The sequence below is a fragment of the Nonomuraea sp. NPDC050328 genome, from assembly GCF_044459405.1.
Taxonomy (GTDB): domain Bacteria; phylum Actinomycetota; class Actinomycetes; order Streptosporangiales; family Streptosporangiaceae; genus Nonomuraea.
Window position 1 is genome coordinate 639,162 of the sequence record NZ_JBITIW010000004.1, and the last position, 23,840, is coordinate 663,001.

The 23,840-nt window shown below is 70.6% G+C and carries 24 protein-coding genes and 1 riboswitch; of the genes, 12 read left to right on the plus strand and 12 right to left on the minus strand.

The window, feature by feature from the left end; translation table 11 throughout:
- Nucleotides 1-6 precede the first annotated feature (6 nt).
- The gene (locus ACIBG7_RS19480; RefSeq protein ID WP_397337106.1) at nucleotides 7-672 is read right to left on the minus strand and encodes a Crp/Fnr family transcriptional regulator; all 666 of its coding nucleotides are present in this window, start codon (nucleotides 670-672) and stop codon (nucleotides 7-9) included.
- Nucleotides 672-2,696: an adenylate/guanylate cyclase domain-containing protein gene (locus tag ACIBG7_RS19485; RefSeq protein ID WP_397337108.1), complete on the minus strand. Its 2,025-nt coding sequence runs from the start codon at nucleotides 2,694-2,696 to the stop codon at nucleotides 672-674. The genes ACIBG7_RS19480 and ACIBG7_RS19485 overlap by 1 nt, the downstream gene beginning before the upstream one ends.
- Before the next feature lie 159 nt (nucleotides 2,697-2,855).
- Here ACIBG7_RS19485 and ACIBG7_RS19490 point away from each other — a divergent pair, with 159 nt between their 5' ends.
- From ACIBG7_RS19490 to ACIBG7_RS19500, 3 genes are all read left to right on the plus strand, one after another.
- Nucleotides 2,856-3,809, plus strand: a complete 954-nt coding sequence (locus ACIBG7_RS19490) for a hypothetical protein (RefSeq protein ID WP_397337109.1) — start codon at nucleotides 2,856-2,858, stop codon at nucleotides 3,807-3,809.
- Between the two features lie 106 nt (nucleotides 3,810-3,915).
- On the plus strand, nucleotides 3,916-4,320 hold the full coding sequence (locus ACIBG7_RS19495) for a hypothetical protein (RefSeq protein WP_397337110.1): 405 nt from the start codon (nucleotides 3,916-3,918) through the stop codon (nucleotides 4,318-4,320).
- An 83-nt stretch (nucleotides 4,321-4,403) separates the two neighbouring features.
- The gene (locus ACIBG7_RS19500; protein ID WP_397337111.1) at nucleotides 4,404-4,574 is read left to right on the plus strand and encodes a hypothetical protein; all 171 of its coding nucleotides are present in this window, start codon (nucleotides 4,404-4,406) and stop codon (nucleotides 4,572-4,574) included.
- Nucleotides 4,575-4,680: 106 nt separating this feature from the next.
- Here the strand turns inward: ACIBG7_RS19500 and purL are convergent, their stop codons facing one another.
- From purL to ACIBG7_RS19525, 5 genes are all read right to left on the minus strand, one after another.
- Nucleotides 4,681-6,933 (minus strand): phosphoribosylformylglycinamidine synthase subunit PurL, encoded by a 2,253-nt coding sequence (gene purL / locus ACIBG7_RS19505; protein ID WP_397337112.1) that lies wholly within the window; start codon nucleotides 6,931-6,933, stop codon nucleotides 4,681-4,683.
- Nucleotides 6,930-7,613 carry a phosphoribosylformylglycinamidine synthase subunit PurQ gene (purQ, locus tag ACIBG7_RS19510; RefSeq protein ID WP_397337113.1) on the minus strand — a complete coding sequence of 228 codons (684 nt, stop codon included), beginning with the start codon at nucleotides 7,611-7,613 and terminating at the stop codon, nucleotides 6,930-6,932. The genes purL and purQ overlap by 4 nt, the downstream gene beginning before the upstream one ends.
- 87 nt (nucleotides 7,614-7,700) lie before the next feature.
- On the minus strand, nucleotides 7,701-8,138 hold the full coding sequence (locus ACIBG7_RS19515) for an ATP-binding protein (RefSeq protein WP_357933721.1): 438 nt from the start codon (nucleotides 8,136-8,138) through the stop codon (nucleotides 7,701-7,703).
- Between the two features lie 186 nt (nucleotides 8,139-8,324).
- Nucleotides 8,325-8,570, minus strand: a complete 246-nt coding sequence (purS, locus tag ACIBG7_RS19520) for a phosphoribosylformylglycinamidine synthase subunit PurS (protein ID WP_357933719.1) — start codon at nucleotides 8,568-8,570, stop codon at nucleotides 8,325-8,327.
- Nucleotides 8,524-9,906 (minus strand): hypothetical protein, encoded by a 1,383-nt coding sequence (locus tag ACIBG7_RS19525; protein ID WP_397337114.1) that lies wholly within the window; start codon nucleotides 9,904-9,906, stop codon nucleotides 8,524-8,526. The genes purS and ACIBG7_RS19525 overlap by 47 nt, the downstream gene beginning before the upstream one ends.
- Before the next feature lie 185 nt (nucleotides 9,907-10,091).
- On the opposite strand from ACIBG7_RS19525, the gene pdhA reads away from it, so the two are divergent.
- From pdhA to ACIBG7_RS19545, 4 genes are all read left to right on the plus strand, one after another.
- Complete coding sequence (pdhA, locus tag ACIBG7_RS19530; RefSeq protein WP_357933713.1) at nucleotides 10,092-11,168, plus strand: pyruvate dehydrogenase (acetyl-transferring) E1 component subunit alpha; 1,077 nt, start codon at nucleotides 10,092-10,094, stop codon at nucleotides 11,166-11,168.
- A complete protein-coding gene (locus tag ACIBG7_RS19535) occupies nucleotides 11,165-12,145 on the plus strand; it encodes an alpha-ketoacid dehydrogenase subunit beta (RefSeq protein WP_357933710.1) in 981 nt (326 codons plus the stop codon). Before pdhA ends, ACIBG7_RS19535 begins: the two co-directional genes overlap by 4 nt.
- Before the next feature lie 10 nt (nucleotides 12,146-12,155).
- On the plus strand, nucleotides 12,156-13,553 hold the full coding sequence (locus tag ACIBG7_RS19540) for a dihydrolipoamide acetyltransferase family protein (RefSeq protein WP_397337115.1): 1,398 nt from the start codon (nucleotides 12,156-12,158) through the stop codon (nucleotides 13,551-13,553).
- A 75-nt stretch (nucleotides 13,554-13,628) separates the two neighbouring features.
- On the plus strand, nucleotides 13,629-13,925 hold the full coding sequence (locus ACIBG7_RS19545) for a Dabb family protein (protein ID WP_357933704.1): 297 nt from the start codon (nucleotides 13,629-13,631) through the stop codon (nucleotides 13,923-13,925).
- A 2-nt stretch (nucleotides 13,926-13,927) separates the two neighbouring features.
- Here the strand turns inward: ACIBG7_RS19545 and ACIBG7_RS19550 are convergent, their stop codons facing one another.
- The gene (locus ACIBG7_RS19550; protein WP_357933702.1) at nucleotides 13,928-14,152 is read right to left on the minus strand and encodes a hypothetical protein; all 225 of its coding nucleotides are present in this window, start codon (nucleotides 14,150-14,152) and stop codon (nucleotides 13,928-13,930) included.
- A 141-nt stretch (nucleotides 14,153-14,293) separates the two neighbouring features.
- Nucleotides 14,294-16,099 carry an acyl-CoA dehydrogenase gene (locus tag ACIBG7_RS19555; RefSeq protein ID WP_397337116.1) on the minus strand — a complete coding sequence of 602 codons (1,806 nt, stop codon included), beginning with the start codon at nucleotides 16,097-16,099 and terminating at the stop codon, nucleotides 14,294-14,296.
- Between the two features lie 102 nt (nucleotides 16,100-16,201).
- On the opposite strand from ACIBG7_RS19555, the gene ACIBG7_RS19560 reads away from it, so the two are divergent.
- From ACIBG7_RS19560 to ACIBG7_RS19575, 4 genes are all read left to right on the plus strand, one after another.
- Nucleotides 16,202-16,993, plus strand: a complete 792-nt coding sequence (locus ACIBG7_RS19560) for a class I SAM-dependent methyltransferase (RefSeq protein WP_357933697.1) — start codon at nucleotides 16,202-16,204, stop codon at nucleotides 16,991-16,993.
- Between the two features lie 35 nt (nucleotides 16,994-17,028).
- A riboswitch (guanidine-III (ykkC-III) riboswitch) is annotated at nucleotides 17,029-17,096 on the plus strand.
- Between the two features lie 13 nt (nucleotides 17,097-17,109).
- Nucleotides 17,110-17,433, plus strand: coding sequence for a multidrug efflux SMR transporter (locus tag ACIBG7_RS19565; protein WP_357933694.1), 324 nt, complete (start codon nucleotides 17,110-17,112; stop codon nucleotides 17,431-17,433).
- Nucleotides 17,434-17,474: 41 nt separating this feature from the next.
- Complete coding sequence (locus ACIBG7_RS19570; RefSeq protein WP_357933691.1) at nucleotides 17,475-17,864, plus strand: VOC family protein; 390 nt, start codon at nucleotides 17,475-17,477, stop codon at nucleotides 17,862-17,864.
- A 24-nt stretch (nucleotides 17,865-17,888) separates the two neighbouring features.
- Nucleotides 17,889-18,809 carry an NADPH:quinone oxidoreductase family protein gene (locus ACIBG7_RS19575; RefSeq protein ID WP_357933688.1) on the plus strand — a complete coding sequence of 307 codons (921 nt, stop codon included), beginning with the start codon at nucleotides 17,889-17,891 and terminating at the stop codon, nucleotides 18,807-18,809.
- Here ACIBG7_RS19575 and ACIBG7_RS19580 read toward each other — a convergent pair.
- The gene (locus ACIBG7_RS19580; protein WP_397337118.1) at nucleotides 18,769-19,221 is read right to left on the minus strand and encodes a hypothetical protein; all 453 of its coding nucleotides are present in this window, start codon (nucleotides 19,219-19,221) and stop codon (nucleotides 18,769-18,771) included. The genes ACIBG7_RS19575 and ACIBG7_RS19580 overlap by 41 nt on opposite strands.
- Nucleotides 19,222-19,297: 76 nt before the next feature.
- On the opposite strand from ACIBG7_RS19580, the gene ACIBG7_RS19585 reads away from it, so the two are divergent.
- Nucleotides 19,298-20,215 carry a GNAT family N-acetyltransferase gene (locus ACIBG7_RS19585; protein ID WP_397337119.1) on the plus strand — a complete coding sequence of 306 codons (918 nt, stop codon included), beginning with the start codon at nucleotides 19,298-19,300 and terminating at the stop codon, nucleotides 20,213-20,215.
- On the opposite strand, the gene ACIBG7_RS19590 is transcribed toward ACIBG7_RS19585, so the two are convergent.
- A complete protein-coding gene (locus tag ACIBG7_RS19590) occupies nucleotides 20,196-22,187 on the minus strand; it encodes a molybdopterin-dependent oxidoreductase (protein WP_397337120.1) in 1,992 nt (663 codons plus the stop codon). The genes ACIBG7_RS19585 and ACIBG7_RS19590 overlap by 20 nt on opposite strands.
- Before the next feature lie 58 nt (nucleotides 22,188-22,245).
- The gene (locus tag ACIBG7_RS19595) at nucleotides 22,246-23,793 is read right to left on the minus strand and encodes a M28 family metallopeptidase (protein ID WP_357933677.1); all 1,548 of its coding nucleotides are present in this window, start codon (nucleotides 23,791-23,793) and stop codon (nucleotides 22,246-22,248) included.
- Nucleotides 23,794-23,840: the final 47 nt, after the last annotated feature.

Here is a 23,840-nt window from a genome sequence, read left to right on the forward strand (position 1 = left end):
CCCGCCTCATCGGGCGCGCTTCTTCAGGCCCTCCATGTCGTGGATGACGACGCGCCGCCGCCCCGTCTCGATGAGGCCGCGATCCCGCAGCGACCGCAGCGACTTGCTCACCGCCTCCCGCGAGGCCCCGGTCCAGCCCGCCAGCTCGTCCTGGGAGAGCGGCAACGCCACCCGCACCCCGCCGTTCGTCTTCTCGCCGTAACGCTCGGCCAGCTCCACCAGCCGCGTGGCCACCCGCCCGGTCGTGTCGAAGGCGCCGTACTCGATCCGCTTGCGGTCGGAGTCACGCAGCCGCGCGGTGACCATCTGCAGCAGCAACACCGCCACCCGCCCGTGCTGGGCCAGGAACCCGGCGAAGTCCCGCACCACGATCCCGGCGACCGGCTCCAGCGCGGTGACCGTCGCCGACCGGGGCGAACCGTCGATGGAGGACATCTCGCCCAGCAACCCGCCCGCCCCGCGCACCGCCAGCACGACCTCGGTGCCGCTGGAGGTGTGCGAGGAGACCTTGACCCGGCCCTGGGTCAGGATCAGCACCCAGTCGGAGGTGTCCCCCTCGGACATGAGCGTCGCGCCGCGATCCCACCGTTTCGGCCGGCCGGCCGCCTGTAAGTCCGCGACCTCCTCGGGCGTGAGCAGGGACAGGAACTCGCCAGGCTCTGGAGTCGTCATCACAGCTCCGACAATACGTAGGCGTGGACCTTCTCCGCCTTTCCTTTCAGCGACAGATCACCGAGCGAGGCCGCCCGCGCCCCCGGCCCCAGCAGGTCGAGCGTCGTCTGCCCGATCACCACCGTGCCCGGCTCGGCCATCGCCTGCAGCCGCGCGGCCACGTTCACGCAGTCGCCCATCGCGTTGAAGCCGCGCAGCTCCGGGCTGCCGATGTTGCCCACCAGCGCGAGCCCGGTGTTGACGCCCACCCGGAAGGTCGGCCACTCCACGTCGCTCAACCGGCCCGCCGCCTGCTCCCACGCGACCTCCTCCGACACCCGCGCCGCCGCCTCCTGCATCGCCAGCGCCGCCTGGCAGGCCGCCCTGGCATGGTTGTCGAGCGTCGCGGGGGCGTTGAACAACGCCAGCAGCGCGTCACCCACGAACTGCACGATCGTGCCCTGGTTCGCCAGGATGCACGGCACCGCGGCGGTGTGGTAGCGGTTCAGCATCTCCACGATCTCGCCCGGCGAGACCCGCTCTGAGAACGTGGTGAAGCCCTTGAGGTCGGCGAAGAGCGCGGTGAGCTGCTTCAGCTCGCCGCCCAGCGCCGCCTGCCCGGGATCGGCCAGCAGCGCGGCGGCGACATCCGGCGACATGTACTGCCGGAAGAGCGTCTCCAGCTCGCCGTACAGCCGGGCGTTCTCCAGCGAGATCGACACCTGGCTGGCCAGCGTCGTGGCCAGCGCCTCGTCCTGGGGCGTCCGGCCCACCGGCAGCTCGATCGCCCCGGCGAGCAGGCCCTTCACCGTCAGCGGGTAGGCCACCCGGCCGTCCGAGCGGCGCGGCTCGTTGCCCGGGAAGGTGTACACCCGGGACCCGATCGCCACCCGGCCCTCGCTCACCAGGCCGATCCGCACGTCGCCGTACGCCTGCCGCACGCGGTCGAGCGCGGTGGTCAGCATCTCGTGCTCGTTCAGGCCGACCCGGGCGCGGGTGCCGATGTCCACCAGCGCGGCCAGCCGTTCGGTCAGCTCGCGCTCCCTGGCCAGCGCGGTGCCCGCCCGGTCGATCACCGCCGACTGGGCCTCGGTCAGGCCGAACTTGCCCGACAACCGCTCCGCCGCCAGCGGCTCGCCCCGCCGTACGTGGTCGACCAGCTCCTCCAGCGCGCGCTCGTAGTGCTCCTGGATCGCCGCCACCGTGCGCGGCAGCGCCACCGAGTCGAACAGCCCCGCGCTGGACCCCTCGCGCCGGAACTGCAGGTAGGCGCTGTAGGCCACCAGCCCGAACGCCAGCGTCAGCAGGACGTGCCACTCCCACCACGACAACCGCCAGTTGAGCTGCGACATCCCGGCGATCATAGACTCGGCCAGCAGCGCGTACGCCGTCACCAGGCTCACCAGCATCGCCGACGGCCGCCGCCGATACAGCCGGTACATCATCACCCCGGCCGCCCCGAACAGCAGCAACCCCGGCAGCGAGAACCACACCAGCCAGTTCACCGGCGTCGCGTTCGGCGGCTGGCTCAACGGCGTCAGCTCCGGCAACAGCGACGCCAGCCCCCACAGGATCAGGAACCCCACCAGGATGCCGCGAATCAGGCTCTGCTGCTCCAGAACGGCACGCGCCACCTTCTCGCCCAGCGGCAACGCCGACGCGAACGCGAACCCGCTCGCCACCGTCAGCCCCACCATCTGCCCGATGTCGAACCCCAGCGACCCCGTCTCCAGGATCACCTTCGGCGTCGCCAGCCCGTGCAGGAAGAAGAACCCCGCGCTGCTGGTGAACACCATCGACACCAGGAACAGCCGCGCATCATCCCGCCGCCGCGACGCCTCGCTGATCAGCAGCCCCAGCGCCGTGTTCAACCCCGCCACCACGACGATCACCACGAAGTGGCTGGGCTCGTGCTTCAACTCGATGTTCAGATGCTCGTGATTGGCCAGCAACAGCCACAACCCCAGCAGCGGCAGGGCCAGATGCAACACCCAGACCACAGCCCGCACGGGCTGCGTCGCAGGAGGCAGGTAGGGAGCGGACACGCCCCTGATTATCCACAGCGAAGCCGCCAGGAGAATGCGTCGTTTTACCGGCAGTGACGTGACGAAACCGTTATGCCGAACCTGTGCTCCATTGGAACGGTTGAAACGTGAACCTCATGCTCCTCTCGAGCATCATCCTTAACTCTGGAAGGAAAGCCCATGGCTTTCAAGGTTCGCGGGCGCGCTGTCGCGCTGGCTTCGGTGGGCGCGCTCGCCGTGTCCCTGCTGTCCGTCGGTGGCGTGGCCACCGCTTCGTCGGCCTCGGTCGAGATCCACGCCTGTGTGCACAAGGTCACCCGCTACGCGCGGATCGTCAACCCGACCACCAAGTGCCGCAAGACCGAGGTTCGCGTCGTCTGGGGCGGCGAGTCCAGCACGAGCACCAACACCGGCGCCGTCGCGGGCCAGCCCGGCCCGGCCGGCCCCCAGGGCAAGCCCGGCAAGGACGGCGCCACCGGACCCCAGGGCCCGGCCGGCCCCGCGGGCCCCGCCGGCCCGGCGGGCAAGAACGGCAAGGACGGCGAGGACGGCAAGCCGGGCGCCCCTGGCAAGGATGGCGCTACGGGCCCGGCCGGTCCGCAGGGTCCGGCGGGCAAGGACGGGAAGAACGGCGAGGACGGCAAACCGGGCACCCCTGGCAAGGACGGCGCGGACGGCAAGAACGGCCTCCCCGGCAAGGACGGCGCCACCGGCCCGACGGGCCCCCAGGGCCCCAAGGGCGATCGCGGTCTCCCCGGCGAGCGCGGCGCCCCCGGCGCCACCGGCCAGCAGGGCCCCGCGGGCAAGGACGGCAAGCAGGGGCCCAAGGGTGACACTGGTCCTCAGGGTCCCCAGGGCCCGCAGGGTCCCGCGGGCGGCGGCATCAAGCCCACCGTCATCAAGGACGCGTACTTCTCCGGCTCCTACGGGACCGTCTCCTGCGACGCCGGTTACGTCATGACCGGTGGCGGCTTCAAGTCCAACAACGCCAGCGTCAAGGCCAGCTACCCGATCAACAACGGCTGGGCGGTCGAGCTCGCCGGTTCGAACGGCCACGGTGTGTCCGAGACCGAGGGTCTCGACAAGTCCGGCGGCAAGGGTGGAACGGTCTACGTCGTCTGCGCGAAGGCCTAAGCAAACCGCTCAACATACCCCTAAGGGTGCGTACATAGAAGGCCCTACCCATGCCTCCCAGCCATCCCCAAGATGACCGGCCGTGAAGATCAGAAGCATGGTTTACATGGCCACGGGGGCTCTGGTTGGCGGGATCCTGGTGGCCGGAGGTGCGGCGGTTGCCGCCTCCGGTCCCGGAGACACGATCTACGGCTGCGTCGGCAAGTCCGGCGCAGTGCGGATCGTGGCCGCGAAGACGAAGTGCCCCACCGGTCAGACGAAGGTCTCGTGGAACCGGCAGGGCCTCCAGGGTATGGAAGGCCCGCCGGGCGCGCCGGGCGCACAGGGCGCCAAGGGCGACGCCCTGCGCGCCGGTGCCACCGGCGCGCAGGGCCCGAAGGGCGACACCGGTCCGAAGGGTGACAAGGGCGACAAGGGCGAGACGGGAGCCCGCGGTCCGCAGGGCCGCAGGGCGAGCAGGGTGAGCGCGGCCCGAAGGGTGAGCCCGGCGGTGCGGCGGCGCTCAAGCTGACGTTCGTCAGGGGTTCGCGGGCCGCGGCCTTCCCGGGCCGGGAGGCCAAGGCGCAGGCCTCCTGCCCGAGCAACCAGATCGCCGTGTCGGGCGGGTACATCGGCGCGGGCACGGGCCCGATGTCGGTGCTGACCAATGCCTCGACCGGCAGCGGCTGGGTGGTGGAGATCCAGAACAACAACACCGACCAGCAGAGCGGGCACGTCGAGGTCGAGGCGTGGGTTTACTGCGCGTCGGGCGAGGTCGACAAGTAGGGTTCGGCCGCCCGGCGCACCAGACCTCGGGGGAGCGCGGCGGGCGGAGCACTTCCAATCGCTACCCGAGGGCTGGTACGGCGGCGCCGTACCAGCCCGGAGACCGTCAGCCGAACAGGGCGGGCAGGGTGCCCTGGTGGGCGGCGCGGAGGTCGGGGAGCGGGATGTCCAGGACGCCGTCCACGACGAGGGAGTCGCCACCGGTGACGCCGAGCCCGTAGCAGGGCACCTCGTGCTCGCCGCAGAGGGCGGCGAACTCCTCGAAGGCCTCGGGCTTGATGGCGACGAGGACGCGGGAGGACGACTCGCTGAAGAGGTCGACGAAGGGCTCACCGCTGAGCGTGACGGTGGCGCCGACGCCGGCGGCGAGGCAGGCCTCGGCCAGGGCGATGCCCAGGCCGCCGTCGGACAGGTCGTGCGAGCCCTCGATGAGCCCACGCTGGGCCGCCTCGACCAGCACCTCGCCGAGCGCCTTCTCGGCCACGAGGTCGGCCTGGGGCGGGAGGCCGCCGAGGTGGGAGTGCGCGACGTGCGCCCACTCCGAGCCGCCGAACTCCTCGTGCGTCTCACCGAGGAGGAGCACCTTGAGGTCCGGGGCGACAAATCCGGACTTGATGCGCTTGGCCACGTCGTCGATGACCCCGAGCACCCCGACCACGGGCGTCGGGTGGATGGCCTGCGCCCCGGTCTGGTTGTAGAACGAGACGTTCCCCCCGGTCACCGGCACCCCGAGCGTACGGCAGGCGTCCGCCAGCCCCCGGGTGGCCTCGGCGAACTGCCACATGACCTCGGGGTCCTCCGGCGAGCCGAAGTTGAGGCAGTTGGTGACCGCCAGCGGCCGGGCCCCGGTGGTGGCGACGTTGCGGTAGGCCTCGGCCAGCGCGAGCTGCGCCCCCGTGTACGGGTCGAGCTTGGTGTAGCGCCCGTTCCCGTCGGTGGCCAGCGCGATGCCGCGCGTGGTCTCGACCGCCCCCTCCATCCGCTCGGAGATGCGGATCATGCCCGCGTCGGCCGGCTGCGCGAGCACGGTGTTGGAGCGCACGTACCGGTCGTACTGCGAGGTCACCCACTCACGGGAGGCCAGGTTGGGCGAGGCGAGCAGTTCCAGCAACGCCGCTCGCAGGTCGGCGGGCCGCTCCAGCGACTCGGGCCCCGCGGCGTTGAGCGCCTGCTGCCCGGCCGGCTCGTGGAAGGGCCGCTGGTAGACGGGACCCTCGTCGGCCGCGGTGCCCGGCGGGATGTCCACGATGGTCTCGCCGCGCCACGTCATGATCAGGCGGCCGGTGTCGGTCACCTCGCCGATGACGGTCGCCGGCACGTCCCACTTCTCGCAGATCGCCAGGAAGGCCGCGATGTTGTCCGGGCTGACCACGGCCATCATGCGTTCCTGCGACTCGCTCATCAGGATCTCCTCGGGCCGGAGCGAGGAGTCGCGGAGCGGGACCAGGTCGAGGTCGACGTGCATGCCGCCGGTGCCCTTGGCGGCCAGCTCGGTGGTGGCGCAGGAGACGCCGGCCGCGCCGAGGTCCTGGATGCCCACGACCACGTCGGCCGCGTACAGCTCCAGGCAGCACTCGATGAGCAGCTTCTCCATGAACGGGTCGCCGACCTGCACGGCCGGGCGCTTGGCCTCGGAGCCGTCCTCGAAGGTCGCCGAGGCGAGCACGGAGGCGCCGCCGATGCCGTCGGGGCCGGTCGAGGCGCCGAAGAGCACGACCTTGTTGCCCGGTCCGGGAGCGGTGGCCAGCTTGATCTGGTCCTTGCGCAGCAGGCCGACGCAGAGCGCGTTGACCAGCGGGTTGCCGATGTAGCAGGGGTCGAAGACGACCTCGCCGCCGATGTTGGGCAGGCCCAGGCAGTTGCCGTAGTGGGAGATGCCCTCGACCACGCCGGGCAGCACGCGCCGGGTGTCCTTGGCGTCGGCCGCGCCGAAGCGCAGCGCGTCCATGACCGCGATCGGGCGGGCGCCCATCGACATGATGTCGCGCACGATGCCGCCCACGCCGGTGGCCGCGCCCTGGTGGGGCTCGACGTAGCTCGGGTGGTTGTGCGACTCGATCTTGAAGGTGGCCGCCCAGCCGTCGCCGATGTCGACGACGCCGGCGTTCTCGCCCATGCCGACCAGCAGCGCGTCGGAGTGGGGCGCCTTGGTGGCGAACTGCTTCAGGTGCACCTTGGAGGACTTGTAGGAGCAGTGCTCCGACCACATGACCGAGTAGATCGCCAACTCGGAGGAGGTCGGGCGGCGCCCGAGGATCTCCTTGACCTTCTCGTACTCGTCCTGCTTCATCCCGAGCTCGGCGTACGGCATGGCCTCGTCGGGCGTCTCTGCGGCGCGCTTGACGTTGTCGGTGCTCATGCGTTCACCAGCTTCTTGAGGATCGAGGTGAAGAAGCCGCGGCCGTCGGTCGAGGGCGCCCCGACCAGCTCTTCCACCGCGTGCTCGGGGTGCGGCATCAGCCCCACGATGGTGCCGGACTCGTTGGTGATGCCGGCGATGTCGTTGAGCGAGCCGTTCGGGTTGCCGCCGAGGTAGCTGAAGACGACCTGGCCGTTGGCCTCCAGCGCGGCCAGCGTCTCCGCCGAGGCGACGTAGCGCCCTTCGCCGTGCTTGACCGGCAGCACGATCTCCTGGCCCTCGGTGAAGTCGGCGGTCCAGGCCGTCTTGGCCGACTCGACCTTGATCGCCTGGTCGCGGCAGACGTAGTGCAGCGAGGCGTTGCGCGTCAGCGCCCCCGGCAGCAGGTGCGCCTCGCACAGGATCTGGAACCCGTTGCAGGTGCCGAGCACCGGCAGTCCGGCACGAGCGGCCGGGATGAGCTCGTCCATCAGCGGCGCGAAGCGCGAGATCGCACCGCACCGCAGGTAGTCGCCGTAGGAGAACCCGCCGGGCAGGAAGACCGCGTCGACGCCCTTCAGGTCTCGGTCGGCGTGCCAAAGCGGCACGGCCTCCGCTCCGGCCAGGCGGACGGCTCGCGCCGCGTCCTGATCGTCGAGCGTTCCGGGAAACGTGACCACGCCCACGCGGGCAGCACTCATGACCTTCAACCCTCCGGGAGAATGCGGCGGCTCAAAGGTTACCGGCTCCCCGTCGCTGCCTTGGCGGCGGCCTCGACCGGGGAGCTCTCAGACGGCGGCGAGTTGCCTGGCCCGGGCGGGTGCCTCGTCGTCCCAGGTCAGCTCTTTGCAAAGCCGGACGGTCGTGCCGCGGCCGGGAGTGATGCCGAAGCTCATCTCGTCGACGACGGAGCGCATGATCAGCAGCCCGCGGCCGTTCTCGACCTCGGCGGGCGGAAAATGAGCGGGTACGGCGGGCAGTCCGCTGCCGTAGTCGGCGACGCTGATCTCGCACCGGCCGTAGCCGATCGCGGCGCTGACTTCGTAGCGGTTTGCGGGACCCCCGTGGCGGACCGCGTTGGAGCAGGCCTCGGAGACCGCGAGAAGCAGTTCGGCGATACACGTCTCGCTCACATTGAGCGAGCGGAGGGCATCGCCGAGCACTCGCCTGACCATCGGGATGCCGATCGCATCCCGAGGCAGTGCCAGCGAGAACTCAATGTCCACCGGTCTCCTCCCGGCGCCAGAATGTCACCTGGAGTAGGTTTCCCCGTGAAATCAGGGCTAACCGCAAAATCACGTTGTTGTTATTTAGTGTTGGCAAGCCCGTGGGATTGTGACACGGCGAAATGCGACATTACTCCGCCAGGGGGAAATCGGACCGGCAAATGTGCCGTTCTCCCCCCGGGGCGGCTAGTCCTCGACGTGGACGGCGTAGTCCTCGATGACGGTGTTGGCCAGCAGGGTCTCGGCCATCTTCCGGACGTCCGCAAGTGCGGCCTCGTCGGCGGGGCCGTCGAGCTCGATCTCGAACCTTTTGCCCTGCCGTACCGCGGAAACGCCGTCGAATCCGAGCCGGGGCAGCGCTCGGGCGATCGCCTGGCCCTGCGGGTCAAGAATTTCCGGCTTGAGCATGACGTCGACGATGACGCGCGCCACGATGTGCCTCCTGAGGTCGCGGATTACCGTGGCCAAGCCTAGTGCCAGCCAGAACGAGCCCTGCGGCCAGGCAGGCGAGCGGGATGGCCGGGATGACGTAACGCACGTCGTAGGCGGCCAGGAAGGGCGGCGCGACCAGCAGCGCCAGCGCCGCCAGGCCCGGCAGCAGCGCCTCCTCGCAGCGCCGGACGAGCGCCGCCACGAGCGTCGCCACCAGGCCGAGGACGAGCAGCGGGAAGGGCAGGTAGCCCACGCGCTGGTAGGCGCGCAACACCCCCGCGTACGGCTCGGCGACCCGGGTGGCGGCCGGCCCGGCCTCGTAGGACTCCGCGGTGCCGCGCACGGACGCGGGCAGGTCCTTGCCGGTCGCCGGGAGCTTGTACGGGCTCTTCTCCGTGCTGCCGGTGCGCTCCCAGGCCAGCAGCTTGCGCAGGTCCACCGCGACCGAGGCGAGGTAGCCGCCCGGCTGGGAGAGGATCGCCCGGCGCGCGAACTCCCCGGCCAGCCCGTTGCGTCGGTCCACGCCCCGCACCTTGGTCAGTGGCGAGAACTCCTCCCACAGCCAGTGCGGCGCGTACGGCCGCTGCTCGACGGGCATGCCGGGGCACAACACGGCCAGCCGCGGCTCCGGGTTGATCACCCGGCAGTCGGCGAAGCTCATCGTGCGCGACCACAGGAAGGTCCCGTCGGCCCGGGTGAGCGCGAAGCTGCCGTTCTCGGCCTTGGCCCAGGTCGCGTAGGCCCCGAGCGGCAGGATTCCCGCCAGCGCGAGGGCGAGCAGGGGGCGCCAGCCGTACCGCCGGAACATCAGGTAGCCGGCCGCCAGCCCGAGCAGGGGCAGCCCGATCGTCCGGGTGACGCCGGAGCAGCCGAGCAGCAGCCCGGCCACCGCGCAGGTCACCGGCGTGACCCGCCACACCAGAAGCGCGATCGCCGCGGTCACCAGCACGGTGAAGAGCGCGTCGGCCATGATCATGTGTTCCAGGAGCAGCATGAACTCGTCGAAGAGCAGCGGCGTGACCAGCAGCGTCGCCCCCCAGCCCGGCAGCCCGCGCTTGCGCAGCAGGGCGTAGAGGCCGGTCGCGAGGGCGAGCACGAGCAGGTGCTGCACCACGGTCACGAGGGTGAGGCTGTGCGCCGGGCGCAGGAGCGCGAGCAGGAAGGAGTAGCCGGACGGCCGGGTGGTGCCCGGGGCGAGATCCTCGCGCAGGAAGGCGAAGGAGTCGGCCCAGAAGTACAGGGCGGGCGAATAGCCGAACACGGCGGCGGCCCGCAGGGCCACGGCGGGCACCAGGGCGATGATCAGCGCTCGGTGCGCTCTTAGACGGTGATCCATTTCTTCGCTGGGTAGGGAGAGGGTATGCAGGGAACGGGAGGATATGGGGCTTGCGCACCTCGCTGTGTGCTCTGCCACGATGTCCCCATAAGCGTACGAACACCTACCAGTGAGACTGCGCCCATGAAGCCGGGACTAAGTTGGCGAACCCAGACAAACCGGCTCCGACCGCACAGGAGTGGCACATGACAGTGGAGGCCGCACCTCCGGAACTCGTCCAGCTCCTCACCCCCGAGGGCGAGCGAGTCGAGCACCCCGACTACGACATCGACCTTACACCGGAGGAGGTCAGGGCGCTCTACCGCGACCTCGTCCTCGTCCGCCGCATCGACCTCGAAGCCGTCGCGCTGCAACGCCACGGCGAGCTGGGCATCTGGGCCTCGCTGCTCGGCCAGGAGGCCGCGCAGATCGGCTCCGGGCGCGCGCTGACCGACGTCGACATGGCCTTCCCGACCTACCGCGAACACGGTGTGGCGTGGTGCCGGGATGTCGACCCCGTCAAGCTCCTCGGCCTGTTCCGTGGCGTCAACCACGGCGGCTGGGACCCTGCCGAGCACAACTTCCACCTCTACACCATCGTCATCGGCAGCCAGACCCTGCACGCGGTCGGCTACGCCATGGGCATGCAGCGCGACGGCGGCGAGGGCGCGACCATCGTCTACTTCGGCGACGGCGCCTCCTCCCAGGGCGACGTGAACGAGTCCTTCGTCTGGGCCAGCGTCTTCAACGCCCCGGTCGTCTTCTTCTGCCAGAACAACCAGTGGGCGATCTCCGAGCCGATCGAGAAGCAGAGCCGCATCCCGCTCTACCGGCGTGCGGCCGGTTTCGGGTTCCCCGGCGTCCGCGTCGACGGCAACGACGTCTTCGCCTGCCTGGCGGTCACCCGCAAGGCGCTGGCCGACGCGCGCAGCGGGCAGGGCCCCACGCTCATCGAGGCCTTCACCTACCGCATGGGCGCCCACACCACGACCGACGACCCCACGCGCTACCGCGTCGCCAGCGAGCTGGAGGCCTGGAAGCTGAAGGACCCGATCGAGCGGGTCAAGGCCTACCTGTTCAAGAACGAGCTGGCCGACCAGGAGTTCTTCGACGCCGTCGAGGCCGAGGCCGAGCAGCTCGGCGCCGACCTGCGCCGGCGCTGCGTGGAGATGCCCGACCCGACGCCGATGGCGATGTTCGAGCACGTCTACGCCTCCGGGCACCCGCTCATCGACGAGGAACGAACCGCCTACGCCGCCTATCTGGAGGGTTTCGAGGCATGAGCATTCTCTCCCTCTCCAAGGCGCTCAACGAGGGCATGCGCAAGGCCATGGAGGACGACCCCAAGGTCCTCATCATGGGCGAGGACGTCGGCAAGCTCGGCGGTGTCTTCCGCGTCACCGACGGCCTGCAGAAGGACTTCGGCGAGGACCGCGTCATCGACACCCCGCTGGCCGAGTCCGGCATCATCGGCACCGCGATCGGCCTCGCGCTGCGCGGCTTCCGCCCGGTCTGCGAGATCCAGTTCGACGGCTTCGTCTTCCCGGCGGCCGACCAGATCATCACCCAGCTCGCCAAGATGCCCATGCGCGCCCTGGGGGCCATCAAGCTCCCCATCGTCGTCCGCATTCCGTGCGGCGGCGGCATCGGCGCCGTCGAGCACCACAGCGAGTCGCCCGAGGCGTACTTCATCCACACCGCCGGGCTGCGCGTCGTCGCCTGCTCCAACCCCGCCGACGCGTACACGATGATCCAGCAGGCCATCCGGAGCGACGACCCGGTCATCTTCTTCGAGCCCAAGCGGCGCTACTGGGAGAAGGCCGAGGTCGACACCTCGGCCACCGACTGGTGGACCCCGTTCGACGAGGCCCGCGTGGTGCGCGAGGGCGGCGACGCCACGCTCGTCGCCTACGGCCCCATGGTCAAGACCTGCCTGGAGGCGGCCACGGCCGCCGCCGAGGACGGGCGCTCGCTGGAGGTCATCGACCTGCGCTCGCTCAACCCGCTGGACACCGGCCGGCTGTTCGCCTCCGTGCGCAAGACCGGCCGCGTCGTCGTCGTCCACGAGGCGCCCGTCAACAGCGGCTTCGGCGCCGAGCTCGCCGCCCGCATCACCGAGCAGTGCTTCTACCACCTCGAAGCGCCCGTGCTCCGGGTCGGCGGCTTCTCCACCCCCTACCCGCCGTCCAAGCTGGAAGAGCACTACCTGCCCGACCTCGACCGGGTCCTCGACGCCGTCGACCGGACCTTCGCGTACTGAGAGGCCTCGCATGCGACGTGAATTCAAGCTTCCCGACGTCGGTGAGGGCCTGACCGAGGCCGAGATCGTCCGCTGGCACGTCAAGCCGGGCGACACGGTCAAGGTCAACCAGATCGTCGTCGAGATCGAGACCGCCAAGTCCATCGTCGAGCTGCCCATCCCGTGGGCCGGCGTCATCGCCGACCTGCTGGGCGAGGAGGGGCAGACGCTCGACGTGGGCGTGCCCATCATCGCCGTGGAGACCGACGAGCCCGGCGGTGGTACGGCGGAGCCGGCCGTCTCCGAAACGCCCTCCCGGCTGGAGGCGCTGGCCGACGACATGGTCCCGCGTCCGCCCGCGGAGGGCGCGGTCGAGCCGGGCGCGCACGGCAGCCCCGCTCCCAAGGAGGAGCGCCAGGCGGTCCTGGTCGGCTACGGCGTCAAGACCGGCGCCTCCAAGCGCCGCGCCAGAAAGACCCCCTCCGCCCCCGAGACGGCCCCCGCTGAAGCACTGGTTGTCACCCCAGTCGCGTCCGTATCGCCGGCGCGGCTGGCGGTGCTCGCGAAGCCGCCGGTGCGGAAGCTGGCCAAGGACCTGGGCGTCGACCTGACCACCCTCAAGGGCACCGGCCCCCAGGGCTCGATCACCCGCGACGACATCCAGGCCGCCGCCACCGCCGGCCAGACCCCCGGCCAGACCGTCGGCCAGCAGGCCGCCTCCGTCCAGCCGGGCGTGCGGGAGGAGCGCATCCCGGTCAAGGGCGTACGGAAGATGACCGCACAGGCCATGGTGGCCAGCGCGTTCACCGCCCCGCACGTGACCGAGTTCCTCCAGGTCGACGTGACCGCCACCATGGCGGCCGTCCAGCGACTCAAGACCCTCGCCGACTTCGCCGAGGTGAAGGTCTCCCCGCTGCTCCTGGTGGCCAAGGCGGTCCTGGTCGCCGCCCGCCGCTACCCGATGATCAATTCGTCGTGGACGGACGAGGAGATCGTGGTCAAGCACTACGTGAACCTCGGCATCGCCGCCGCCACGCCCCGGGGCCTGATCGTCCCGAACATCAAGGACGCGCAGGCCCTGTCCCTCCCCGAGCTGGCCAAGGCGCTCACCGCCCTGGCCGAGACCGCCCGGGCGGGCAGGACCCAGCCGGCCGAGATGTCCGGCGGCACGTTCACCATCACCAACGTCGGCGTCTTCGGCGTCGACACCGGCACCCCGATCCTCAACCCCGGCGAGTCCGCGATCCTGGCGTTCGGCCAGGTGCGGGACATGCCGTGGGTGGTCGACGGGGAGCTGGCGGTGCGGAAGGTGACCACGCTGGCGCTCTCGTTCGACCACCGCATCGTCGACGGCGAGCTCGGCTCGCTGTTCCTGCGCGACGTGGGCGCGATGCTGGAGGACCCGCTCCGCATGCTCGCCTGGAGCTGATCGACGGCCGCCGGGCAGGCTCACCCCCTGCCCGGCCTGCCGTACCGCACGAGGGCCTGTGTCACCCTGGTGCGCATGAAGTTCCGACACATCGTCCTGCTGAAGTGGACCGACGAGGCGACGGCCGAGCAGAAGGCCACCGTCGCGACCGAGCTGGGCCGGCTGCCGGGGATCATCCCCGAGCTGGGCGCCTACACCATCGGCCTGGACGCGGGGGTGAACGACGGCAACCACGACCTGGCCATCGTCGCGGACTTCGCCTCGGTCGAGGACTACCTGGTCTACCGCGACCACCCCGAGCACCAGGATGTGATCGCCAAGCACATCAAGCCGATCCTGGCCGCCCGGGCCGCCCTCCAGCACGAGCTCTGAGCTCAGCGGTCCGGCGGGTTGTTCTCGCGGCGCAGGAGCTGGTCGTCGGAGGTGCGCCCGCGCTTGGGGGCCAGCACGACGCTCAGCACGATGCCGATGCCACCGACGATCATGAAGATCAGCCCGATGCGGTCCATGTGCACGGAGCTGCCGAAGACGTCGGGTTCGATGGCGAAGTAGAGGATCGCGCCGAGGGTGAGGAAGAAGATGCTGACTCCGACGCCCATGGCGACCTCCGGAGGGTAAGGACCGCGTACGCCAACCGTCATACCCGGCAGCGGGTGATCACACCCAACGAAGGACGGCGCCACCCGGAAGGGTGACGCCGTCCTTGCGGCCTGCCGCGGGAGCAGGTGGTTCACACGCCCTTAGAAGGCTTCCTCCGGAAGCTCCATCAGGGACAGGTCGGTCGCCTCCAGCACGCGGCGCTCGGCGGCCAGGCGGGGGAGAACCGTCTGGGCGAAGAACGACGCGGCCGCGATCTTGCCCTGGTAGAAGGCGTCCTCGGTGCCGCCGAGGCGGTTGAGCGCCACCTCGGCCTGGCGCAGCAGGAGCCAGCCGATGACCAGGTCACCGAGGCCGAGCAGCAGGCGGGTGGTGTTGAGCCCCACCTTGTAGACCTCGTTCGGCGCCTCCAGGGAGCCGAGCGCCCAGCCGGCCATGGTGTCGCCCATGGCCTTGATCTCGGCGGCGGCCTCGGCCAGGAGCTTGCGCTCCTCCTTGAGCCGGCCGTTGCCCGCCTCGGAGGCGGCGAAGGCGTTGATCTCGGCCAGGAGCGCGCCGATGGCCTTGCCCTGGTTGCGCAGGATCTTGCGGAAGAACAGGTCGAGACCCTGGATCGCGGTGGTGCCCTCGTAGAGGGAGTCGATCTTGGCGTCGCGGATGTACTGCTCGATCGGGTAGTCCTGCAGGTAGCCCGAGCCGCCGAGGGTCTGCAGCGAGCGGGAGAGCAGCTCGTAGGAGCGCTCGGAGCCGACGCCCTTGACCAGCGGCAGGAGGAGGTCGTTCATGGCCTCCGCGTCCTTGTCGCCCGGGTTGAGCTGGATGGCGTCCTGGAAGGTCGCGGTGTAGAGCACCAGGGCGCGCATGCCCTCGGCGTACGCCTTCTGGAGCATGAGCTCGCGGCGGACGTCGGGGTGGTTGGTGATGGCGACGCGCGGGGCGCTCTTGTCCATCATCTGGGTCAGGTCGGCGCCCTGCACGCGGGACTTGGCGTACTCCAGCGCGTTCAGGTAGCCGGTGGACAGCGTCGCGATGGCCTTGGTGCCGACCATCATGCGGGCGTGCTCGATGACCATGAACATCTGCTTGATGCCCTCGTGCACGTCGCCGACCAGCCAGCCGATCGCCGGGTGCTTGTCGCCGAAGGTGAGCTCGCAGGTCGTGGAGACCTTGAGTCCCATCTTCTTCTCGACGTTGGTCACGTAGACGCCGTTGCGCTCGCCCAGCTCGCCGCTGTCGAGGTCGACGTGGTACTTCGGCACGAGGAACATCGACAGGCCCTTGGTGCCGACGCCGTGGCCCTCGGGGCGGGCCAGCACGAGGTGGAAGATGTTCTCGGCCATGTCGTGCTCGGCGCTGGTGATGAAGCGCTTGACGCCGGTGATGTGCCAGGTGCCGTCGGGCTGCTGGACCGCCTTGGCGCGGCCGGCGCCGACGTCGGAGCCCGCGTCGGGCTCGGTCAGCACCATGGTGGCGCCCCAGTTGCGCTCGATGGCCATCTCGGCGAAGCGCTTCTGCTCGGCGGTGCCGAGCGTCCACAGGGTGTAGCCGAAGTTGGGGCCCGAGGCGTACATGTACAGCGCCGGGTTGGAGCCGAGGATCATCTCGGCGGCGGCCCACGCCAGCGAGCGCGGGATGCCGGGGCCGCCGAGCTCGGTCGGGAGGTCGAGGTGGCCCCAGCCGCCGTCCATCAGCGCCTTGAAGGACTTCTTGACCCCCTCGGAGACCGTCACCGTGCTCGTGGCGGGGTCGAAGACGGGCGGGGTGCGGTCGCCCTCCTCGAACGAGGCGGCGAGGACGTCCGTGGCCAGGCGCGCCACCTCGTCCAGGATGGTGCGCGCGGTGTCCTCGTCGACGTCGGTGTACGGGCCGGTGCCCAGGATGTCACCGCGGCCGAACACCTCGAAGAGGTTGAACTCCAGGTCGCGCACGTTGCTCTTGTAGTGGCCCATGGCTGGTGCTCCTTGGAACCGGAGGGGATTCAGTACTGGCGAGTAACCTTACTCATAATGCTACCCGCGGGTAACCACGGATATGCGTGTCATGCTCGACACATGGATGCCGAAGTACTCGACGCCCGCTGGCGCGCGCACCTTGAGTCATGGGCCATCCCCGCGGAGATCCGGGCCGCCGCCCCGGTCGATCCCTGGGGTCACGACCCCACCCGATTCGTCGTGCGCACCGATCAGGCGATGGCCGCGCCCGGCCCCACCATCCACCGCCTGGGCGAGGTCCTGCCGGGGACGGTCCTGGACGTCGGTTCGGGGGCGGGCGCCGCCTCGCTGCCGCTGCGCGGGCTGATCACCGCCATCACCGCCGTGGACGTCTCGCCCGAGATGCTCACCGAGTTCGTGGCCCGGGCCGACAAGCTGGGCATCTCCGCCGAGACCGTCGAAGGCCGCTGGCCCGATGTCGCCGGCGAGGTGCCCCAGGCCGACGTGGCCGTCGCCGCGCACGTGGTCTACAACGTCCCCGGCCTGGCCGACTTCCTGCGCGCCCTGCACGCGCACGCCCGCCGGAGGGTGGTGATCGAGCTCACCCACCGCCACCCGTTGAGCTGGCTCAGCCGCCTCTGGTCGCACTACCACGGCTCCGAGCGGCCGGTCCGTCCCATCGCCGAAGACGTCGTCGCCCTGGCCGCCGCCCTGGGGTACCCGGTCCGGGTGGAGGAGCGCGAGGCCCCCATCTCCCGCTTCAGCGACATCGAGGAGCTCGCCGCCAGCGCCTGCCACCGGCTGTGCCTGTCGCCCGAGCGGGCCGGCGAGGTCGCCGGGACGGCGATGGAGCTCGGCATGTGGCCGGTGCCGCGCGACCGCTGGGTGACCGTCTGGTGGGACGTGCGCTGAGGAATCACCGCGGCCCCCGGAGCGTTGTGACTCGATGAGTGGGTCGATCCTGCCCCGCTCCCGGACGAGACGCGCCGTACCCGGCCTGCCAAGACGACGCGCACCGGGAGTTCGTCATGGCTTGGCTCTTTCTCGTCACCGCCGGTCTCTTCGAGGTCGCGATGGCCTACTCGCTCAAGATGAGCGAAGGCTTCTCGCACCTGTGGTGGGCCGCCTCCTTCCTCCTCTTCGCCGTCCTCAGCTTCGGGCTGCTGGCCACCGCGCTCAAGTCACTGGAGGTCGGTACGGCTTACGCCGTCTGGACCGGCATCGGCGCCGTCGGCACCGCCATCCTCGGGATGATCGTCCTCGGCGACGACTTCTCCCTGCTCAAGGTGGGCTCGATCGCGCTCATCCTGGTCGGCGTCGTCGGCCTCAACCTGGCCGGCGCGGGTCACTAACCCGTTTGACCGGGTCCCCGGGCAGGCGCTTGAGTGACTCCATGATTGAGATCCACGCTGTCACGATCGACGCCGACGACCCCTACGAGCTGGCCAGTTGGTGGAGCAAGGCCACCGGCTACCCACTCGGCGAGGGCGACGTCCCCGGCGACGACGAGGTCATGCTGCGCACCCCGGCCGACCCCTTCCTGCTGTTCATCCGCGTCCCCGAGGCGAAGGCGGTCAAGAACCGCGTGCACCTGGACGTCAACGGCACCGAGGGCCGCACCCGCGACCAGGAGGTCGAGCGGCTGCTGGCCCTCGGCGCCACCGTGTACGACGACCGCCGCAAGGACGACGGCACCGGCTGGGTCACCATGCGCGACCCGGAGGGCAACGAGTTCTGCGTCTGCCGCAGCCAGGCGGAGCGCGAGGGGACCTTGCCGGAATAATGTTCGGTAGGCGAAGCTGATCCCATGAGGGCGGTCGTCTGCAGCGAGCTGGGCCGGGTCGAGCTCCAGGATCTCCCCGATCCCGAACCGGGGCCGGACCAGGTGGTCATCGAGGTCGAGGCCGCGGGGGTCAACTTCGTCGACGGGCTGATCGTCGCGGGCCGCTACCAGATCAGGCCGCCCCTGCCCTTCGTCCCGGGCAGCGAGGTGGCCGGGCGGCTGGCGGACGGCACGCGGGTGCTGGCCTTCTGCATGTTCGGCGGCTTCGCCGAGCGCGTCCTGGTGCATCGGACGCAGGCCGTACCCATCCCCGACCGGCTGGAGACCACGCGGGCGGCCGGCTTCGTGCAGAGCTACTGCACCGCGGCCTACGCGCTGAGCGAGCGGGCCCGGCTGCGGCCGGGCGAGCGGGTCCTCGTGCTGGGCGCCGGCGGCGGGGTGGGGCTCGCGTGCGTCCAGGTGGCCAAGGCGTACGGCGCGGCCGTCCTGGCCGCGGCCTCCACGCCGGGCAAGCGCGAGCTGGCCCGAGAGGCGGGCGCCGACGAGGTCATCGGCTACGAGGGACTGAAGGACGCGGCCCGGAGCTGGGGCGTCGACGTCACGGTCGACCCCGTCGGCGGCGAGCCGGCGGAGCAGGCGTTGCGGGGGATGCGCGAGGGCGGGCGGCTGCTGGTGGTCGGGTTCGCCTCGGGGACGATCCCGCTGCTCCCGGCCAACCAGGTGTTGCTGCGCAACCGGTCGGTGGTCGGCGTGGACTGGGGTGCGTGGGCGGTCTCGAACGCCGCCGCCAACCGGGACCTGCTGGAGGGCCTGCTCCGGCTGGACGGCATCGACCCGGTGGCACCCCGGGTCCGGCCGCTGGCCGAGGCGGGCGAGGCGATGGCGGACCTGGTCGGACGCCAGGTCACTGGGAAGATCGTGCTCGTCCCTTCATCGCCGTGGTGATGATGCCGGCGATCAGATAGACCAGGGCGCCGCGCCAGAGCGAGTCCCAGGCCGCGTCGAAGATCCCCTCACCATCGAAGAGCAACTGGACCGGGTATTCCAGCACCGCGGTGATTCCGGCGGGCAGCAACGCGAACTTCCACGGATGCTGCAACGACCACAACCGCGCCTGGCGCGTGGTCCGGTCGCCGACCTGGGGGTTCGCCACCGCGCCGATCGCCGCGACCAGGGCGAACAGGCTGATGCCCAGGCCGAGGGCCCAGGTGAGGCTGGGGGAGCCGGGCAGGACCCAGCCCATGAACAGGCTGACGCCCGCGATGCCGCCGCCGGCGACGGCCGCGGCCTTCCAGGGAGCGCCTCGCAAGGCGGCGCCCGACAACGAGAGTTCTTCGCTCCGCGAGATTTCGGTCATGGGCCCAGAGTGCCCCCGAATGCCCTGTGTCCACATCGGGGATGGACCCTGAACCGTCCCTGACATGATGCTGACCATGCGGAACATCACTGTGGAACAACTTGGCGCGCACGAGGCGATGCGACTGAAGGAGATCCGGCTGCGCGCGCTGAAGGATTCGCCCGACGCCTTCTACTACACCTACGAGGTGGAGAGCGAGTACTCGCCCGAGCGCTGGCTCGAAAGCGTGAAGAATCAGGACCGGGCGTGGTTCGTGGCCACGCAGGACGGCACCGACGTGGGCCTGGTCGGCGGCCGGATCGAGGACAACGGCGACGGCCACCTGTTCTCCATGTGGATCGCCCCCGAGGCCCGAGGCCGCAAGCTCGCCTCCCTCCTCGTCGACGTGGTGATCGACTGGACCCGCGAACGCGGCGCCACCCGGCTCAACCTGTGGGCGGTCGACGACAACACCGCCGCCCGCGCCCTTTACCGGGGCAAGGGCTTCCTCCCCACCGGGCAGACCGCGTTGATGCGCGACGTGCTGCCCGAGTCGGAGTACTTCCTGTCCTTCCTGTTCCGCACCGCCACCCTCGCCGACCTGCCGGCCATCGTCGCCCTCATCGCCGACGACGCCATCGCCGCCGACCGCACCGGCAGCTACGGCGAAGCCCATCTGCACGCCTTCGAGGCGATCGAGGCCGACCCCAACAACGAGCTGGTCGTCGCCGAGATCGACGGCCGCGTGGTCGGCACCGCCCAGCTCACCTACATCCCCGGCGTCTCCCGCAACGGCGCCACCCGCCTGCTGGTCGAGGCGGTGCGCATCGCCCAGGACCTGCGCGGCCACGGCCTGGGGCGGCGGCTGATGGAGTGGTGCCACGCCAAGGGCCGCGACCGCGGCTGCGCGCTGGTGCAGCTCACCTCCGACAAGGCCCGCGAGGACGCCCACCGCTTCTACCGCGCGCTCGGCTACGCCCAGTCGCACGAGGGCTTCAAGCTCCCGCTGGACTGATCTCCACCCGGTTGTCGTGGTACAGAGCCCCCCGGCCGAGGTCGGCGTCGCCCTCCTGCACCACCGAGTTCGGGTTGGCGCCGCCGCTCAGCTTGGGCCAGCGGCCCTTCGGCGAGGCCACGACGCCGGGCGCGACCCGATCGCTGATCTCGACCAGGGCCGGGAAGGCGCCGTGGTCGTTGTGCACGCGCACCCGCTGGCCGTCGCTCAGCCCCCGTGCCGCCGCGTCGGCGGCGTTCACCAGCACGACCGGCTCCTTGGCTCGCCGTACGAGCTCGGGGTTGTTGGCGAAGGTGGTGTTCAGGAAGGTGTGCGCCGCCGGGGTGATCAACGTCAGCCCGTACGGCGAAGCCGCCACCGACCGCGGCGGCACGTACGCCTTGCCCCGGGGTGGGAAGCGCAGCCGCCCGTCCCGCGTCGGGAAGCCCTCCGCGAACGGCGTGAACGGCTGCGGGTAGCTCATCCGCACCCAGCCCTCCTTGCGCAGCCGGTCGAGGGTGATGCCCTCCAGCGAGGGGTGGCCGCTGTCCAGCAGCTCGGCCGCGAGCTCCAGGTCACTGGCGTGCAGGGCGGGCTCGTCCAGTCCCATGTGCGCGGCCAGCCGCCGGAAGGTCTCGGTCGTGGACAGGCACTCCCCGGGCGGCGCCACGGCCGGCTCGTTCCACAGCAGGTAGAGATGGCCGTACCCGGCGTGCAGGTCCATGTGCTCGATCTGCATCGTCGCCGGCAGCACGATGTCGGCGTAGTCGACGGTGTCGGTCGGGAAGTGCTCCATGACCACGGTGAACAGGTCGTCGCGCAGCAGCCCCCGCCGGATGCGCTCGCTGTCGGAGGTGGAGCCGACCGGATTGGCGCCGTAGACCCACAGGCACTTGACCTTCTCCAGGTCGGAGGCCAGCCGCGTCATGGTGAGCGTCCGGACCGGCTGGGCCAGCAGGTCGTCGCGGGTGTCGATGTTGAGGTGCACGTGGCCGCTGGTGGAGTAGGCCACGCCGCCGCCCTGGTGCCGCCAGTCGCCGGTCACGCCGGGGATGGCCGCGATGGTGCGCAGCGCGGTGCCGCCGCCGGCGTGCCGCTGGATGCCCATGGTCGCCCGGATCGCGGTCGGACGCGTGTGCGCCAGCCGCGTCCCCAGCCTGTGGATGGCCTCGGCGGGGATGCCGGTGAGCTCGGCGACGCGCTCCACCGGATATCGCGCGATCTCGGCGGCGAAGTCGTCCCAGCCGGAGGTGTGCTCGGCCACGAACGCCTCGTCCACCGCGCCCTCGGCCACGACCACGTTGAGCAGGCCCAGTGCCAGCGCCGCGTCGGTGCCCGGCCGGATGGCCAGGTGCTCGTCTGCCTGGTCGGCGGTGCGGGTGCGGATGGGATCGATCGCCACCACGTGCGCCCCGGCCGCCTTGGCGTCCTGGATGAACTTCCACAGGTGGTGCCCGGAGGTCAGCGTGTTGGTGCCCCACAGCAGGATCAGCTTGGCGTGCGCGAAGTCCTCGGGGTCCATGCCGCCCGGGGTGCCGTTGGCCAGGGTCAGACCGGAGTTGCCGGCCGCCGAGCAGATGTTGAGCCAGTGCTTGGAGGCGCCCAGCGCGTTCCAGAAGCGCCGGCCGCCCACGCCCTCGCAGCCCTGCAGGTAGCCCAGCGAACCGGTGCCCTGGTACGGCCAGATCGCCTCACCGCCGAACTCCTCGACGATGCCGCGCAGCCGTACCGAGATCTCCTCCAGCGCCTCGTCCCACGAGATGCGCTCGAACTGTCCCGACCCCTTCGGGCCGACGCGGCGCATCGGGTGCAGGATGCGGTCGCTCGCCTGCGTGTGCTCCAGGTAGCGGTTGACCTTCACGCACAGCGCGCCCCGCGTGTAGGGGTGCTCGGGGTTGCCGCGCATCTTGACCGCCTTGCCGTCCTCCACGGTCACCACCCACGAGCAGGTGTCGGGGCAGTCGAGGGGGCAGGCGCCGAGCACGTTCAGCATGCTTCCAGACTAAAGGGGCGGGTACGGCAAGCCTGCCGTACCCGCCCCTCAGCCTCGCCTAGCCGGCGACCGCGGGAGCGTCGTGGTCGGCGACGCTCGCCTTGGCCGTCTTGGCGCCCGGGTGGGCTGCGCCGGCCTTGTGCACCGACTTGAGCGCGTCACCGAAGGCGTACAGCCCGGTGACGGTCGCGATGGCGTCCGCGTTCACGTCGAGCGCGGTGTCGTTGATGTTCTTGATGGTGTCGCACTTCTGGTGGTAGCACGGGTCGTACCGGCCGTTGAGGACGCCGCCGAACAGGGCGTACTCCGCGGCGGTCTTGCGGCCCTCGGCCCCGGTGAACAGGCCGCCGGCCGGGATGCCCGTGGCGATGAACGGCCCGTAGTCGGAGCGCCCGTCGAACGCGGTCGGCACCGAACCGAGGTTGCGGCCGGCGTAGAAGTCCTCGAAGGCCTTCTCGATCTCCGCCGAACCCTCCGGCCCGGCGGTGCCGAAGGCGTCGCCGTCACCGTCGTAGATCGCGTACTTGTAGTTCGGCGAGGCGACCATGTCGAAGTTCAGGTACAGGCCGATCTTGGCCTTCTCCGCCTCGGTCAGCTGCGCGACGTAGTGCTCGGCGCCCAGCAGGCCGAACTCCTCGCCGCCCCAGAACGCGAAGCGCACCGCGTTGTCCGGCTTCATGTGCGCCAGCTTGAGCGCCACGTCGAGGATCGCCGCGACGCCGGAGCCGTTGTCGTTGATGCCCGGGCCCTCGTGCACGGAGTCCAGGTGGCCGCCGACCATGACGACGTTGTTCTTGTCGCCGCGCCGGGTCTCGGCCAGCACGTTGTACGAGTCGTACTTCGTGGTGACCTGCTCCAGATCGATCGCCGCCTTGACGGTCGTGCCCGGGGTCTTGGCGAACTCCTCGCCCAGCAGGTACTCCACGCCGATGACCGGCACGCTCGCCGGAGCGGTCGACAGGTCGGGGCGGATGACGCCCTCGCGGCCCGGCTGGCCCTCGTTCATGATGACCACGCCGGTCGCGCCGGCGGCCACGGCGTTGGCCACCTTCTGGGTGAAGGGGCAGGTGCCGCGCTGGACCAGCGCCCAGTTGCCCGCGGTGAAGCCGGCGAAGTCGGCGGCCTCGCACCCGGAGGTGTTGGAGTTCGGGTTCGGGCCGGGCGGGATGACCAGGTCCACGTTCTGGAGCTTGCCGTTGCCCGCACCGGTGCCGGTGCCGAGCGCCTCGTAGAAGTCGAGGCCGCGGGCGAAGCTCTTGGGGTCAGGGGAGACCCGCTCGAAGGACGGGGTCACCTTGAAGTCGGTGTCCTCGAACTCGAACTTCTGGATCGACACCTCGTAACCGGCGGCCTTGAGCAGCTTGGCGACGTAGTCGCGCGACAGCTCGAAGCCCCGCGAGCCGTCGACGCGGGTGCCGCCGGTCGCACTGGCGATGGCCTGCAGCGCGTACAGATGCGCCTTGGCGTGCTTGCCCTTGACCAACTGCACCAGCTTGCTGACGGGATCGGGCTTGGCTGCGGCCTGCGCGGAACCGGTCGTCACCACCGGGGCGGCGACGAGAACCGCCGCGGCCAGCGCGGTGCCGACGCGAAGTCGGATACGCATAAAGCTCCTCGGGTGAGGGTTAAAGGGGGACCCGGGTTGAAGCGCGC